The 15,992-nt window shown below is 49.7% G+C and carries 15 protein-coding genes and 1 riboswitch; of the genes, 4 read left to right on the top strand and 11 right to left on the bottom strand.

The genetic code is table 11. The features are described 5' to 3' along the window. Window positions 1-47 precede the first annotated feature (47 nt). On the bottom strand, window positions 48-971 hold the full coding sequence (locus PH235_RS05970; RefSeq protein WP_272161460.1) for an AEC family transporter: 924 nt from the start codon (window positions 969-971) through the stop codon (window positions 48-50). A 206-nt stretch (window positions 972-1,177) separates the two neighbouring features. On the opposite strand from PH235_RS05970, the gene PH235_RS05965 reads away from it, so the two are divergent. Continuing rightward, window positions 1,178-2,611, top strand: coding sequence for a bifunctional metallophosphatase/5'-nucleotidase (locus PH235_RS05965; RefSeq protein ID WP_272161459.1), 1,434 nt, complete (start codon window positions 1,178-1,180; stop codon window positions 2,609-2,611). A gap of 69 nt (window positions 2,612-2,680) precedes the next feature. Here the strand turns inward: PH235_RS05965 and PH235_RS05960 are convergent, their stop codons facing one another. The 7 genes from PH235_RS05960 to PH235_RS05930 form a co-directional block, all read right to left on the bottom strand. Then, on the bottom strand, window positions 2,681-3,244 hold the full coding sequence (locus PH235_RS05960; RefSeq protein ID WP_272161458.1) for a TlpA family protein disulfide reductase: 564 nt from the start codon (window positions 3,242-3,244) through the stop codon (window positions 2,681-2,683). 12 nt (window positions 3,245-3,256) lie between these two features. Continuing rightward, window positions 3,257-3,982, bottom strand: coding sequence for a cytochrome c biogenesis CcdA family protein (locus PH235_RS05955; RefSeq protein WP_272161457.1), 726 nt, complete (start codon window positions 3,980-3,982; stop codon window positions 3,257-3,259). After that, window positions 3,979-4,701, bottom strand: a complete 723-nt coding sequence (locus tag PH235_RS05950; RefSeq protein ID WP_272161456.1) for a hypothetical protein — start codon at window positions 4,699-4,701, stop codon at window positions 3,979-3,981. The genes PH235_RS05955 and PH235_RS05950 overlap by 4 nt, the downstream gene beginning before the upstream one ends. Before the next feature lie 143 nt (window positions 4,702-4,844). Beyond that, the gene (gene helD / locus PH235_RS05945; RefSeq protein WP_272161455.1) at window positions 4,845-7,088 is read right to left on the bottom strand and encodes an RNA polymerase recycling motor HelD; all 2,244 of its coding nucleotides are present in this window, start codon (window positions 7,086-7,088) and stop codon (window positions 4,845-4,847) included. Between the two features lie 225 nt (window positions 7,089-7,313). Further along, on the bottom strand, window positions 7,314-8,678 hold the full coding sequence (locus PH235_RS05940) for an MBL fold metallo-hydrolase (RefSeq protein WP_272161454.1): 1,365 nt from the start codon (window positions 8,676-8,678) through the stop codon (window positions 7,314-7,316). Between the two features lie 41 nt (window positions 8,679-8,719). Then, window positions 8,720-9,382 (bottom strand): DUF1345 domain-containing protein, encoded by a 663-nt coding sequence (locus tag PH235_RS05935; RefSeq protein ID WP_272161453.1) that lies wholly within the window; start codon window positions 9,380-9,382, stop codon window positions 8,720-8,722. Between the two features lie 38 nt (window positions 9,383-9,420). Next, the gene (locus PH235_RS05930; RefSeq protein WP_272161452.1) at window positions 9,421-9,804 is read right to left on the bottom strand and encodes a VOC family protein; all 384 of its coding nucleotides are present in this window, start codon (window positions 9,802-9,804) and stop codon (window positions 9,421-9,423) included. 292 nt (window positions 9,805-10,096) lie between these two features. Next, window positions 10,097-10,243: riboswitch (Lysine riboswitch) on the top strand. Between the two features lie 139 nt (window positions 10,244-10,382). Between PH235_RS05930 and dapA the strand changes: the two genes are divergently transcribed. Then, a complete protein-coding gene (gene dapA / locus PH235_RS05925; RefSeq protein WP_140185339.1) occupies window positions 10,383-11,270 on the top strand; it encodes a 4-hydroxy-tetrahydrodipicolinate synthase in 888 nt (295 codons plus the stop codon). A 204-nt stretch (window positions 11,271-11,474) separates the two neighbouring features. Here dapA and PH235_RS05920 read toward each other — a convergent pair whose 3' ends face one another. Both PH235_RS05920 and PH235_RS05915 read right to left on the bottom strand, forming a co-directional pair. After that, window positions 11,475-12,584 carry a dipeptide epimerase gene (locus tag PH235_RS05920; RefSeq protein ID WP_272161451.1) on the bottom strand — a complete coding sequence of 370 codons (1,110 nt, stop codon included), beginning with the start codon at window positions 12,582-12,584 and terminating at the stop codon, window positions 11,475-11,477. Window positions 12,585-13,049: 465 nt separating this feature from the next. Next, window positions 13,050-13,814: an SDR family NAD(P)-dependent oxidoreductase gene (locus PH235_RS05915; RefSeq protein WP_272161450.1), complete on the bottom strand. Its 765-nt coding sequence runs from the start codon at window positions 13,812-13,814 to the stop codon at window positions 13,050-13,052. 166 nt (window positions 13,815-13,980) lie between these two features. Here PH235_RS05915 and PH235_RS05910 point away from each other — a divergent pair, with 166 nt between their 5' ends. Next, window positions 13,981-14,322 carry a hypothetical protein gene (locus tag PH235_RS05910; protein ID WP_272161449.1) on the top strand — a complete coding sequence of 114 codons (342 nt, stop codon included), beginning with the start codon at window positions 13,981-13,983 and terminating at the stop codon, window positions 14,320-14,322. A 112-nt stretch (window positions 14,323-14,434) separates the two neighbouring features. Here PH235_RS05910 and srtB read toward each other — a convergent pair whose 3' ends face one another. Continuing rightward, the gene (gene srtB, locus PH235_RS05905; protein ID WP_272161448.1) at window positions 14,435-15,205 is read right to left on the bottom strand and encodes a class B sortase; all 771 of its coding nucleotides are present in this window, start codon (window positions 15,203-15,205) and stop codon (window positions 14,435-14,437) included. 128 nt (window positions 15,206-15,333) lie between these two features. On the opposite strand from srtB, the gene PH235_RS05900 reads away from it, so the two are divergent. Beyond that, window positions 15,334-15,975, top strand: a complete 642-nt coding sequence (locus PH235_RS05900; RefSeq protein WP_272161447.1) for a fasciclin domain-containing protein — start codon at window positions 15,334-15,336, stop codon at window positions 15,973-15,975. Window positions 15,976-15,992 lie beyond the last annotated feature (17 nt).

Here is a 15,992-nt window from a genome sequence, read left to right as displayed (position 1 = left end):
ATTCCGCAAACCGTGCGGAGTGGGCGTTCTTTCAGCATATATGCCGCTCAAAAAAGCAGCGCCGCCAATAATGGGATTGTGAATACCGATAGCAGCGTCGAAATGAAAACGTAGCGCGTTGAGAAGGCCGTGTTGCCTCCGTACTGCATCGACAACGCGACAGCCATCGCCGGGCCAGGCATGGCGGCGATGATGACGAGGATCCCCAGCATGGTCGGGTTCGTCAGGATGCCCTTCAAAGCCCACCAGAGGAACAGCGGAATCACGATCATACGGTAGAACGCAAACAGATAGATTTTCCATTCCTTGAAGGCGCCGAGGATATCGATGTCGGCCAATGACGCGCCGATGATGATCATTGCCAACGGAGCCGTGATGTTTCCGATGCTGGTGGCGGTGTCCATCACCAGCGTCGGCAATTTGATGTCGAACAAGAAAACGAAAACCGCGAACAGCGAAGCGAGGTTGCCGGGATTCAACAGGATTGCTTTCCAGTTCGCCCGCGATTTTTTCGAGCCTTTCGCAATCAGAAAGACACCCAAAGAGTAGATCAACAGGTTGTTCGGGATGCCGTACAGCGATGCATAAAAAAGTGCGCCTGTGCCGAAAATCGCCTGCACGACCGGCAGCCCCATAAATCCGTTGTTCGTGAAGATGGTCAGGAACTCGATGATTCCTTCCGTTTCTTTATCCGCGCGGAACAGTTTCGGACTGAACTTGGCCAATCCGACCGTGAAAAGATACATCAGCGTCGCGGTCAACAAGACGAAGAGCGTGTCCGATTTCGTGCCCACCTCACCTGCGCCTTCCACCGATGCGATGACGAGCGCAGGCACCGTGACATAGGTGATCAACGCCGCAAAATTGGCGTTCGCGTGCTTGTCGAAAACCTTCATGACCGTCGCGAGATAGCCCACAAACATGATCAAGACCAGCATAATCATCCTACCAAATACAACCCTAACATCCAAAACCCGAACGCCTCCCCTGTCCCATCCATTTATATATCCAAATTCTAACACAGTTCTGCACTGAAATTGCGTTTTCGATTCAGTTTCACGATTCAGCCTCTACGTCCCAGGGCATATCAATCGGTATCCTCCGCACAGAGTGTTAGAATGGAAACAACAATATAACGAATGCTACTGTCACATTTCGTCCAGAAAGGTGGATTCCTATGCAAGAAAAATTGACGATCCTTCAGATCAACGACACCCACAGCTACTTGGAGCTGCACAACGAACTGTTCTACGAAAAGGAGAAATTGGCGTTCCGCAAGGCTGGCGGCTATGCCCGCCTCCAAAGCCTGATCAAGGATTTCCGCAGCAAAAATCCGACACTCGTTTTCGATAACGGCGACACGATCCATGGCACCTACGAAGCGATCGATTCGAAAGGCTGGCACATGCTGCCGGTGCTGAACGAAGTCGGTTTTGATGCCATGACATTCCACTGGGACACTGGCTTCGGGCCGGCCAATCTGAAAAAAATAGGCCAGCAGTTGGATTATCCGATTCTGGCAATCAATGCCTACGAAAAAGAAAGCGGCAAGTTGGCGTTCGAGCCTTACAAAATCCTGTCCGTCGGGGAACTTTCGATCGGTGTGATCGGCATCGCCTGCAACATCATCGACAAAACGATGCCGCCCCATTTCAGCGAAGGCCTCTCTTTCACTTTGGGGCGCGAGGAGCTGCCCGGCTATGTGGCGGAACTGAAGGAAAAAGGGGTCAATCTGATCATCGTCCTGTCCCATCTCGGTTTCCCGCAGGACCTGAAATTGATGAGCGAAGTCGAAGGCGTGGCGATCTGCCTGAGCGGCCACACCCATAACCGTCAGGAACACATCGTCACAGTAGGCAATACGGCAGTCATCCAGTCTGGTTCGCACGGTTCTTTCCTCGGCGCACTCGAACTGACCCTTGAGGACGGCGCGATCCAATCCATCGAACATCAACTTATTCCGGTTACGGAGGATATCCCCGAAGATGCGGAAATGAAAGCTTTGATCGATGAAGCTTTAGCCCCTTACCGCGAAAAACTCGGTCTCCAAGTCGGCGAAACCAAAAAAGTGCTGCACCGCGGCTGGAGCGTGGAAACGACGATGGACAACTTCCTCTTGGATGCGATCCTTTTCCACACGAAAACGGATTTGGCCTTCTCCAACGGCTGGCGCTACGGGGTTCCGATCCTGAAAGGCCCGGTGACGCTGAGGGAATTGTACCAAATCATTCCGATGGATCCGCCGATTTCAACTGCTATCCTGACTGGTTCGGAAATAGTCGCTTTGCTGGAAGAAAACCTCGAGAGCACCTACGCAGCGGACCCATTTAATCAGATGGGCGGCTACCTGAAGAGGGCGATGGGCTTGCACGCTTACCTGAAACTGGAAAATCCAAAAGGAACCCGTGTCCAAAAACTTTTCATCGCTGGCGAAGAAGTCATCCCGGATAAAGAATACAACGTCAGCTATGTGACCAACCAGGGCGTTCCGAAGAAATTCGGAAAAGAACACAAGAATCTGGAAAAGCATGCAGTCGAAGCCATGATGGATTATCTGGCCGAGATGGGTCCTTACGAAAAAGAACTGCGCGGAACCTATCAGATCGTCTGACCTAATTATGCAAAAAAAGTGGCCCGGCCCGCATAAGCGAGGTTGGACCACTTTTTGTTTGCCTGCATACTATTTGATCATCGAAAATTTAGCTTCGAGGATATCCTTTGTGACGGCCCCGATGATGCGCTCATAAATTTTGCCGTCCGATCCGATCAGGTAGGAAGTCGGCAACGACTGGACTTGGTACTGATCGAACACTCGCTCCGTGCCGTAAAGATTCAGGAAGCTGATAGCATTATCCTCCAAAAACAGGGCCGCATTGTCGGGGTTGCTTTCCGAAGACGTGACGTTCACGCCGAGCACCACCACATCCTCCTGCTCCTCCGAAAATGCCTGCAGATGGGGCATCTCAGCCTTGCAGGGCGGACACCAGCTGGCCCAGAAATTCAAGAATACCTTCTTCCCTCGGTAATCGGAAAGCTTAACCGCATTGCCAGACATATCCTTCAGTTCAAAATCGTACGCCAGCTGCCCGATGCTGATGCCTTCTTGGGCTTCAGGTGTTGCCGTTTCTAGGGAAACTGTCCCCGTTTCGTTGGTTTCGGTCCCCGGGAAATAGCTTTTGCCGAAATCGAACAGGATCCACAAAAAAGAGGTTCCCAATAAAAGCCAGATTATTTTTTTCTGCACAACGTATTCCTCCTAACCGAGACGCTCAAACGGCGTCCCTTCCAATAAATGCAAAATTGCGATCGACAAAGTTTCCAGACTTCCGCTCAACAACAATAAGCCGAACAGGATCATCAGCCACCCGCCGATTTTCATGAAGGTTTCGCTGTACTTCAAAATGGACTTGAGTCTTCCGATGAAAAAAGTTACCAGCAAGAACGGCAATGAAAAACCAAGCACATACATCAGCAGATACAGCACAGGCGGCGACCCCATCGCATTCCCCAGCAGCAGGATCGATGAAAAGATCGGACCGATACAAGGCGTCCAGCCAGCAGCGAAGCCCAGTCCGATCAAAAATGTCGAAAGGAAGCTGACGCCTTTCGTCATCTTCAACTTCCGGTGGTCCCCCAACAGAAGCGGAATCTTCAGATAGCCGACTGTCGTCAGGCCCATCAGAATGATGAGCAGTCCGGACAGTCGCTGCAGCAGTACACTCACCGGACCGGTCAAGACGGAACTGAAAACATTGCCAAGATAGCTCACACCCAGCCCCAAAGTGAGGTAGACAGTCGACACGCCGATCAGAAAGACGAGCGAATGCAGCAGGATATTGCGTCTGACGGAAAGTGAGTTATCCTCTTTTATCTGCTGCACATTCAGTCCCGTGATGTAGGAAATGTACAAAGGCAACAGCGGCAGCGTGCACGGCGATAAAAAGGACAAGGCGCCTGCCGCAAAGGCTACCCATGTGGTCAAATCTGTTTCGATGGTACTTTCCCCCTAACCAAGATGATGCAAACAAAAGCAAACACAGCCGCTGCTATCAGCTCCGGCGTCACAACCAAGCCAAAATAAAGGACGCTACTCCCGTTCATCAGCGTGAAATGGACAATCGCGCCGACCAGGAGCAACACCGCCAGCGTGCTGTTCCGCATCTCTGCGAAAGTGATAGCAAGCAACAACAGCACACTCAGTGTGGCCAACCCAATCGAGGTCGGACTATCATAAAGGCTGTAATAGAAAAGATGATTGATCGAAAACAGCAGCAGAATCAGTTGGGACAGCGCAACCACCAGCGATCGATCCGCCAGCAGTTTCGGCAAATGTTTCCACAGATTGTACGTTCCAGTGATGATCACGGCCAAAAATACGGCCTCTTTCGTCAACAGCAAGACCTGATAGGGCGCACGCAGCACTTCGGAAAAATGAAGCAGCGCATTGCTGCCGAATGCAATTGCCAGCAGACGGAATATCTCATCGCCCAACTGGGACAGTATTTTCATTTTTCGGCTTTTTTCGTCGCTGGCCAAAAACCACCAGATTCCCGATCCCGCCAAAAGCAACAGAACGGGTATGACTGCCGGATTTGATAATAAGTTTAAAATAGGATGACCCCTTTCTTGTGCATTTTTTGGGCAGACAGCCGTATGCCCGATAAGTAGTTCAAGCATAGCATGGATCTTTTCCCCAAGCATCAAATATGCTCCCGGGGGTATTTCCGTGTGCATGTGTTGCCGCAGAAATGTTGGCATTCCGCGGTCTCAACGACAAAAAAACAACCCCGACGGAATCTGCAGTTTTACATGCAGATTCCGCCGGGGCTGTTCACATTCACGTTTCACATTTTTCTTACGTCATAATAATCCGGATCAACGCGTTCCATCAGTCCGGCTTCCTTCCCGGAAACGGTCAGATAGAGCTCGTGCATCGCCCGGGTGCAGATTGTGTAGAGGATCTGCATTTCGTTCTGGGCAGCTTTTGCCGGATAGTGGCAAATCGCAAAAACGACATCGAATTCCAGACCTTTAGCCAAACGGGCCGGCATGATCAATACCGGATGGTGGCTATTGTCGGTATCCTGCTGCACGAGTTTGAAGTCGATGCCGGCAACCGACAGTTCCTGGCTGATGCGTTCCGCATCTTCCGCGTTGCGGCTGATGAAAGCCACGCGCATGCCGGCAGCGACGCTCGCATCCACCTTCTGTTTGATGTAGTCCATGTCGAGCCCGCCATCTTCGGTCAGCAGTACTTCCGGTTTCTTGCCGGAACGGATATAGGTCCCTTCCGGTTTTTCGCCTTCGATGAAGCTTTCCGAGAAACGGACGATCTCATTCGTCGATCGGTAGCTGGTCAGTAAACGGTACGAACGGAACGTGCTTTCGGAAAAGATGGTCCGGAGATCATCAAAAGAAAGACGTCTGTTCAGGATATTCTGATTCAAGTCGCCGCTCAGGATGAAGCGTGCGCTCGGGTAGGCATGCTGCAGCATCTGCAGTTGGAAAGGTGAAAAATCCTGCACCTCATCCAGGCAGATGTATTGGTATTTCATGTCGCTGGATGGTCCCTTCAGCAACAAACGCAGACTGTAGTAGGCATCGAGATCTTCCAGCAGCACACTCTTCTCTGCCATGTGTTCCGCAACCACTGCGATGTGGGTGCGCCATTCATCCTCATCCAAGCCGAAAGCATCCAATGAAAGCAATTTAGGGACGGCCCGCAGGAAATGGATGTATTGGTTCTTGTAGCGGATAAAGGCCAGCGCTTCGATCCTCGCGACGATCGGTTCGAAAGCGTCCTCCAGGATATCAGCCGTCATGGCCTCTTCCATCGCTTTTTGGTTATGGGTCTCTTTCTCGTAACGGTACAGATCCAGATCGGACATGGCGATCATTTCTTTTTCGACCCATGGCTTGCCTTTTTGCGACTGTTGGATGCGTTCCACGCGCTGCAGCAAGTGTCTTTTAAGAATATCCAATTTGCTGGCCAATGAACCTTGGCTTTCGATGCTGTAGAAAGCCGACTCGATCTCCTTCTCCGAGAGGATGATGTCATCGCGGAAACGGATATCCGAGAATTTCAGATAGCGTTTCTTCAGGAGCGTGCCGTATTTCTGCAACGCTTCATAAAAGGCCAAGCTGCCCTTCAGTACCGTGACCTTGGCTAAGCTGTCCTCTTGATCGGCGCGCAAGGAAAAACCGGTCACCTTCCGTTCCATGAATTCGCTGAAGGTCGTGTTGCCCACGTTCAGTTCGCCCAATGCAGGCAACACTTGGGAAACATATTCCTGGAATATTTTGTTTGGGGAAAACAGGACGACTTCTTCCGACTTCAATTGGTCCCGGAAAGCATACAGCAGATAGGCGATTTTCTGCATCAGGACAACCGTTTTCCCTGATCCGGCAACCCCTTCTATCAGCGTGACGGCAGCTTTGGTTTCCCTGACGATTTGGTTCTGTTCCTTCTGCAAGGTGGATACGACCGTGCCCATCTGATACGATGAAGGTCCTTCCAACACTTCCAGCAAATACGGATCGCCCATGACATTATCCGTGTCCATCATGCGGATGATTTCCGCCTGTCTGATCAGAAATTGCCTCTTCAGGTCAACGCCGTAAGACATCAGTTGATCGGCTATCATCAGCTTCACTTTTTCACCTTTGCTGCCTTCATAATAAAGCGAGGCAATCGGCGAACGCCAGTCAACGATCAGGTTTTCATCTTTCTCGAACAAGGATCCGATCCCGATGTAGATCGTTTCATTGCCGAAATCATCGTGATAATCGATACGGCCGAAGTAAGGCTCATCCTGCATTTTTTCCAAGACAGCGACACGCTCGTTGCTGTTCTGCAATTCATTGTTCCGGATCATCAGCTCCTGCTCAAAAGCCCGCAGTTCAGCCGACGATTCCCAGACGCTCTCTGAAGAACCTTGGCTGATTTTGATCTCTTTGGATTCCTTTAATTGCTGTCTTTGCTTTTCACTTTTTTCTTCTACTTGCTCGGCCAATCGCGTTTTTTCGTTGTTGATGACTTTAATGACGCGATGGACACGTTCCTGTTCTTTCGTTAGATCTTTATGCAACCAAATGACACCTCTCTCTTAAGAAAACTCTTGGACTATTCGGTCTACTCCACTAAATGCGACAATTAGTAGTATACCATCGCACAGAGATTCTGGCTATTCCTTGTACCTGGATTAAAACGTTCCAAATCAAAAAACAGCCGGTAGGAAAGACCTGTTGCAGCTCTTCCTTCCGGCTTATTTTGTTGTTCAGATTGCGTTTTACAGGTCCTGGCGCATTTGTGTCTACTCGTTGAGGATCTTTTCGATTGCAGTGTATCCTCCCAGGATATTGACAATCTTTTTGAATCCCCTCTCCTCCAACGCACCGATGGCGACAGCGGAACGGACGCCGGATTGGCAATGGACGTACAGAGGTTCATCCCATTTGAATGGCAACGGTTCATCCAAAAGTTTGCCGAGGAGTACGCGCTTGGCATCGGACAGATGCCCTTTATCCCATTCGCTCTTCGAACGCACATCCAATATCTGCAGATCCTTTTCTTGGCGCAAGGCGATGAAGTCGGCTGCGGTGATTGTTTCGGTCATCTTTTCATCCTTGATCTGGCCGGCATCCAGATAGCCTCTGACTTGGTCAAATCCGATCAGCTGCAGCTGACGGGCAGCCGTTTCAGCCTGCTCTTTGGTTCCGATGAACGTCACTTGCCCTTCGTAATCCAGGAACCAACCGGCGTAAGTCAAAAACTTTTTGTTCAGCGGAATATTGAGCGTCCTTTCGATGTGTCCGGCTTGATACATTTCTTTTGCGCGCAGATCGATCAGCCTGTCATTTGGACCGGCCTGCTGAAGCGGGAAGACCGGATAAGGCACGTAAGCGTCGCTGTCCAGTTTGTTGATCTTCTTCATCTGGGCAAAGTAGGTCGGCGGCTCAGGCTGATCATCCGTCAAGGCTTCGATGAAACTCGTTTCCTCGTCGTGTTGGAAAGCCCAGTTGTTGTCTTTTTCGTAGCCCAAAGTGGTCATCGGTACGGCGCCCAACGACTTCCCGCAGGCGCTGCCGGCACCGTGCCCGGGCCAAATCTGCAGATGATCCGGATAGTCAGCCATTCTCTGAAGAGAGCGGAACATTTCTTTCGCTCCGATTTCGGTGGTGCCTTGCATATGCGCTGCTTCTTCCAGCAAGTCCGGCCGACCGACATCACCCACAAAGAGAAAATCGCCGGTGAACAGTCCCATCGGAATGTCCGAACCGCCGCCGATGTCCGTCAACAGAAAGGACACACTCTCCGGCGTATGCCCAGGCGTGTGCAGCACCTCCAGTTTGACCTTGCCTACAGAGATGATGTCCCCATCCTGCAGCAACACGCTTCCTTCCGGCAGATCCTGGTAACGCCAGTCATCCCCGCCCATGTCCGAGACATACAGTTTGGCGCCTAAACGCCTTTCGGTCTCCCGTAGACCGGATGCATAATCGGCATGGATATGCGTTTCCGTTGCCGCAGTGATGACCAAGCCTTCGTCTTCGGCTGCCAAGATATAGTCATCCAACTTGCGCAAGGGATCGATTATGATGGCTTCTCCTGTTTTTTGGCAACCCACCAAATAGGAAAATTGCGCTACTTGGGGATCGAAAAATGATTTAAAAAACATGCATGAACTCCTCCTTTATCCTGTCAAAACTTCATTATGATTCATCTGCTAAGGCTTGCGACAAAATTGATGGTCGTGGCGATGATGGCCGTCCCGAAAATGAAGGACAACAGCGCATGTCCCAGCGCGGCCTTCCGGAATTCCGGCGTTGTGAAGGTCGTGTCGGAGACTTGGTAAGTCATCCCGATCGTAAACGCCAGATAAGCAAAGTCCCAAAAATTAGGCTTTTCGGTACCCTCGAAGATGACGCCGCCGTTCACATCGCGGTAATAGAGTTCCGCATACCGCAACATATAGAGACTGTGCACCGTCGTCCAGGAGAGCACGATGCTGAACAGACCAAATCCGATCGTCCCGAAACTGCGCTCATGAGTCGTCAACATCAACGCGACAGCCCCGATGCTGATCAGACATGCCATCAGGACAAAAAAATCAATCGTCGAATACTGGATATCTTCCTCTTGCGCAATCCGCTCCGTTTCCGTGCCATCATGCGGATGAAAATCCTTCCACAGCAAATACAACAAAATGATTGCGGCACTGTCCCAACCGATCAAAGGGGCCAATTCCCAACGCAACCAGAATCCGCCGGCCAGTCCGACACCCGTACCGATTAATCCGGCAATCAGGAAGCGCGTCCTCTTCTTGCGCATATCCCTTCCAGCTTTCGTTTGATCGGCAAATATATGGCTTCTTTTCTTCATGGCTGTCCGCCCCCTGCTTTTTCGGCCTGACTGTTCTTTCAGATGGTGATTTCGATGACGTTTTTTTCCGGATCGAGGAACATGCTTTCATAGTAGCCATCCCCTGTAATCCGCGGCTGGCTTTTGCATGTGTACCCCGCTTTGATGAGTCTGTCGGTGAAATAGTCGACGTTCTGCTTGCTGCCGACGGAGACGGCCAGATGCGCCCAGCCCAGCATATCAAGGGGATGGCGTTCGTTGACATCCATCCTTTTCATAAGCTCCAAACGGGCCCCTCCTTCACGGAAAGTAATAAAGTAAGATTGGAAGTCTTTTTCAGGATTCCGGTATAATTTATTGGCCTTTCCATCAAAAAAACGAACATAAAAATCGCGCATCAGCTCCAAATCGCCCACCCACACTGCAACATGTTCAATCTTCATCGTTATTCACGTCCTCTCATCATCCTCGCCGGTGCGCTGGAGACAAACTCTGCGCGGATGGCCTGCAACAAAACATCCCGGAATCCCTTTCTGGACTTGCCTTAAAAGCGTTTCCTCAATTTGATTTTATCACATCGCCGGCGCATATGCGCTCCCGGAAGCATCTGGATGCACAGTCGCCTAATGTGTCTTTTTTGCCATCTTTTTCAAAGTATTTTCTCAGCATCCACTCAGAATATGATTGACAGACTGATTTGTATTTGATAGTGTGGAAGTAACAAAATACGATTCGATGTGATGAAGAGGTCGCGGTTAACAATCAGTAAGGGATTCCCTGAAAGGTGTTGCTGCCGAAATACTCTGTATTGGGGCCAAGGTTGAATAAATCTGGCACTGTCGGACAAAGCCGCCCAGCTTTGTTCGGTGAGCTTCTCACGTTGGGGCAAATTGGTGGAATTCACTATATGGATGCAACGCTTCAGCTTAAGCAGCCTGTTTTGAACGACTATGAGACCATTTGCTCATAGTCGTTTTTTGTCTATTCATAAATAAAAACAGAATTCAGGAGGAAGATAAGCATGGCTATTTTTGAAGGATCAGGCGTTGCGATTGTTACGCCGTTTAAAGACACGGAGAATCAAGAAATCAACTACGAGGTATTGGAAGAGCTGATCGAGTTCCATATCGCGAACGGCACAGATTCGATCATCATCGCAGGCACAACCGGGGAAGCTTCGACGCTGACTGATGAGGAGCAACTTCATCTCATTCGTTTCACTGTCGAAAAAGTGAATGGCCGGATCCCGGTCATCGGCGGTGCCGGGAGCAATGACACGCGCCACGGAGTCGGATTGACGCGCGCTGTAGAGGCAACAGGTGTGGATGCGATCCTCAGCGTCACCCCTTACTACAACAAAACATCGCAAAAAGGCTTGATTGAACATTACAAAGCCATCGCCAACAGCGTGAAAATTCCGATCGTCCTTTACAATGTGCCGGGCCGCACCGGCCAGAACATTACCCCTGAATCGCTGGTGGAACTGGCGAAAATCGATAACATCGTTTCGTTGAAGGACGCCACCGGAAACTTCAGTCAAGCTGTGGACAATCTGAGTCTTTTGGGCGATCGCCTGGACATCTACTCCGGGAATGATGACACCATCATCCCATTGATGAGTTTGGGCGCAAAAGGCGTCATCTCTGTCCTTGCCAATATCGCACCGAAAGCTACATCGGAAATGACGCATGCCTTCCTGGATGGCGACATCAAGAAAGCTGCCGCGATGCAAGCACAGTACAAAGAACTGATCGACTGCCTGTTCGTGGAGCCGAATCCGATTCCTGTAAAAGCCGGAATGCAACTGCTGGGCTTCAATGTCGGACCAATGCGTCTGCCATTGACAGATGCCGATCAAGCGGTCATTGACCGTTTGGCCGCAGCCATGAAAAAAGTTGGACTGATCTAGAAACAGAACCAAAAACCGCCGTCGGGATTTTAGATTCCCGATGGCGGTTTTATATTTATCAGAAAAGATGCAGGATATATTTATTGAGCAACAAAATAATCAGTACAAGAAGCATAACGATGACAAAACCGATGGCTCGTTTCACATAAAAATCTCTCAACTTCATGGTTTTTCCTTCCTTGGCTTCTTAAGTGGGACATTCATTTATTTCACGATTCCGAGTTTTTTGAAATGGGCCTTCGGAAAAGCGTTGATGCCGATGCCGTTCGCATCCCCCAACTTGATTGTGCCTCCTGTGAACAGCGGTCCGCCCTCATAAGCTTCGATTTTGTAGAACGACGGCCCAATGAGGTCGACCATCGTGATGCAGTTTTTGGCGGCTGCCAGATGGGCCGCTGCGCTGACCGAAATCTTGCTTTCCAGCATGCAACCAATCATGCAGTCCACCCCGTAGATTTCCGCCACTGTACAGATTTTTAGTGCCTCGTGAATGCCACCCGTTTTCATCAGCTTGATGTTGATGAGGTCGGCTGATTGTGTCTGGATGATCTGGAGGGCGTCCTTCACCGAGAAGACACTCTCGTCAGCCACTATCGGTGTTTGGACGTGTTGCGTCACAAATTTCAGGCCGGCCAGATCGTGCGCCTTCACCGGCTGTTCCACCAGCTCTGCCTGCATGCCCTTATCCTCCAGCATGCTGATGAAGCGGACCGCCTCCTGGGGTTTCCAGCTTTGATTGGCCTCTACCCGGATGCGGATGTCCGGTCCGACTGCCTTGCGGATGGCCAACAAGCTTTCCACATCCTTAACCCCATTCCTCCCGACAGCCACATTCAGAATGCTGAAACCGTCCTGGACGGCCTGCAGACTGTCACGCAGCCTCTCATCGACAGGTTTGTCACTGAGGGTGTGGGCAGTCTCGATTTTCCGTTTCGCCCCGCCCAACACTTTATACAAAGGTTGGCCGAGCTTTTTGGCATAAAGGTCGTATAGCGCCATATCCACGGCGGCTTTCGCCGATGTGTTGTTGACGATGCTGGCATGCATCCTTTGCATGATGGTATCGAGGTCGAAAATTTCCATTCCGATGATGCTCGGAGCGATGTATTGCATGATGGCCTCGCGGATGGAAGCCTTTGTTTCGCCGGTGATCAAGGCGGTCGGTGGCGCCTCCCCATATCCAGCGGTCCCGTCATCGGTCACGATGCGGATCAAGATGTTATGCACAGCGTCAACCGTGCGCGATGCTGTTTGGAATGGCGTCCGCAGTGGGATGGCCACTTCCCCAATTTCAATTCTGTCGATTTTCATCATCAAAACCCCTCTCTTCACCGGCACGCTATCCATCCGGGCTAAGGTAGCGACTTTTTATGTTGTTTTGGTTCCACCACCCATTTGTATCTATTTTACCAAGAAAACGAGTTTGCACCAAACGGGAGAGCGTAGCCTGTCAGCTTCCGGATGCGGCACGCTAAAAAACGCACGAGCTGCCAGTAGGATGATACTGGTAGTTCGTGCGTTTTTTGGGGTTACAGGAGGTCGGTTAGATATTCGACTTCCATTTTCGGGTCGCGTTCTCCGGCTAAGAGGGGCTTCTCTGGAGGAGAGTGTCGGTTTCGGATTGCCTCCTCCGGCCATGATCGCGTCACCGGAGATTAGGAATTATTCTAAACATCTACTCCGGTCGCAAGCCCCTCACCGGAGAAGAACTCGGATTCAACTAGATTTGTATCAGTTCCTCCGACCAGCTTCTCTTGCGCCAGCTGGCCCCCGCATTCATTAGCCTTGCTTTTTCTTTTGCTGCCTGCTGGTTAGCCGGACGACCAAGTTGCGCGGCGCCAGCTTCGACGAGAAGAGCGCGCCCTTCAGCAACATCGTCGGAACAATGATTTTCTTGCGCTTGTACATTTTTTCCAAGGCGTACTTGACGCAGTATTCAGAAGTGATGCCCTTCAGATTGAACTTCACATCCGCCACTTGGTTGAACTCCGTGTCGACCGGTCCCGGACATAACGAACCGACATAAACATTGCTCTTCTTCTCTTCCAACTCCTCGGCAATTGCGGAAGTGAAGCTTGTTACGTAGGCCTTTGTCGCGTAATAAGTCGCCATGTAAGGCCCCGCCGGCATCAGTCCGGCAACCGAAGCCACATTCAGGATGTAGCCTTCATTCCTTGCGATCATATCCGGCAGAAATTTCTTGGTCAGGATATGTACAGCCTTGATGTTGACGTCGATCATCTCCAGTTCCTTGTCGAGACTGGTCGTTGTGAACGCGCCGAAATCACCGAATCCGGCACAGTTGATCAGCATGGAAATATTTTTATCCTTCGTTTCTTCGTACAAGCGGTAGCATTCCTCTGTCTTCGCCAAGTCCGCTGTGATGATTTGGCTTTTGGTTGGCAATTGTTTGCTGATCTCAACAAGCCGATCCTCACGCCTCGCAACCAGAATCAGATCGTATCCTTGTTGGCTCAGCTTTTTGGCGAACTCTTTGCCTATGCCCGCACTCGCGCCTGTGATGAGCGCTATTTTATTTGTCATTTTTGTCCCTCGCGTTTCGTCAATAGGATTGTTGCCTTTAGCGTATCGCATTTGCGCGTCAAGGGCAATCATTAGGCGCATTTGTAAAATGATATCAGTATATTTATAGATCAAAATAAAAAAAGTGTCGTATTATATCATTAAGTAAATATAAAGGAGTGATATTTTGCGCCATCATAATGATTCTTATTTCACCGGAACGCTATTGGAGTATTTTGGTATTATTCTTGTCAGTTTTCTCGCGGGCTTTTTCACGTTTGGGCTGGCTGCACCTTGGGCTTTCTGTTATCGGGAAAAATGGGTCGCCAAGCATACTTACATAGAAGGACACCAGCTGTATTTTGTCGGGAAGACTATTGATTTATGGCTTTCCTTGCTGAAATGGACTGTCTTTTCAATCCTGACTTTGGGACTGTATTCTTTTGTCGTGCCCATCCGCTTCCAGCAATGGCGCATTAAAAACACTTATGTGTATGACTATTGGGATGAATATTACGCGACGAAATGAAAAATCTGTCCAAATCAAAAAAAGCTCAAATAACTCGGCAATCTGTCGCCGGATATTTGAGCGTTTTTTGGAATCCACGATTTTGGGATGTGCGGCTGAGCATTTGCTGTTGCTATTCTGTTACTTCCACAGCATGAATAAAGAGCCGGCCGTTTTCTGCAGAATCGTTACACGTCATCAGTGTGAGAATATGATTTTCCTCTGTCACCTCTACTTCTGACGGAAAGACGGAAAGGTCCTTGAGCATGGTCAGAAATTCGGTGTACTCGTTCCCCTCAAACTCAATATCCAGAAAAAGTGTATCAGCTGGAGCCACATGGACGGAAAAAATCCTGTAACGTCTTTCCGCATAGGCATCACCGAATATAAACTCCAAATTTTCCTGCAGGAAATCTTCGTTCAGGAATTTATCCAATTCCCCAAACATCTGGCCATTCTGGGTATAGTGGCCATAAATGATAGTATGCCTGTCTGCTCCCATGCTGATATTCCGATAATCCATGAAGATGGCTCCGAAAATATCCGGTTCCCGATAGAAATTCTGAGTGAGATACGTTTCATTATCCTGCCCACGGACGACCGGGTAATCAATAACGGTGCCATTAACAGAAAGCCAGCCTACATAATCCGGATTAATCTGATAATATTCCGTGGCTGGATTAATAGTAAAAGTTAGTTCCTCCAAAGGAACAGCTACATCCGCTGCAGAGATGGTTTCCGAACGGAGGTCTGTGGAAGAAGCCTTTACTGGAGGAAATGCTGCCTGTTCCGCCTTTTCGGGTACCACCACGTCCTTTCTTTGCTCTATTTCTTGAACTCCATAGTGGATAATCTGCAGAAAGAGTAACCTGGAGAGGATCAGCACCCATATGTTTTTTCGCACGACTTCTTCCCTCCCCTCTTTTGCCCACGCAAATCCCTAAAATTGACAGCGCTTACATCATAATGCTATTATAAACCCTGTAGTAGAGATTACAAAAGATTTCCCACTATTGAAAGGAGTAGGGTAAAATGAAAAAATTAACACGCCGCTTACTTTCACTCGCTACATTGCTGTTTCTCTCATTCAGTATCGCTCCTCTGGCTTCCGCTGCTACCGGCGAACCTTCCGACGACATTGTAGGCATTGCACTCGGGAATGAAGATTTTAGTATCCTTGTTTCGGCACTCCAAAAGGCAGAACTTGTGGATGATCTCCAAGGGGATGGTCCTTTTACAGTATTCGCACCTACCAATGCCGCTTTTGAAAAGTTGCTGGCCGAGTTGGATATTACCGCGGAAGAACTCCTTGCACAGCCGGACTTGGGAAAAGTTCTTACTTACCATGTCGTTTCCGGAAAAGTCATGGCAGCTGATTTAACAGATGGGATGAAAGCTGAAACCTTAAACGGTGAAGAGCTTACTTTCGATCTTTCAGATGAACCTATGGTCAATAAATCCAACATTACAACTACCGACATTGACGCAACCAATGGGGTCATTCATGTCATCGACACTATTTTGGTTCCTGCCAACTTCGAGTTGCAAGAAACAGACTTAGAGGCAGACCAAGTGGCTCAGACAGGTGTTGAAGGGAATAGCCTTCTGCTTGTTTCCATCCTGGTTACAGGCACGCTGCTCCTTTTCGTTGTCTTCAAGAAAAAGGCAGCTTAAGGCTTTGCTTCTTACGC

It is taken from the genome of Trichococcus sp. K1Tr, assembly GCF_028309625.1.
GTDB lineage: Bacteria > Bacillota > Bacilli > Lactobacillales > Aerococcaceae > Trichococcus.
The sequence above is the reverse complement of the archived record's forward strand: the minus strand, read 5'-3'. Positions and strand labels throughout refer to the sequence as shown.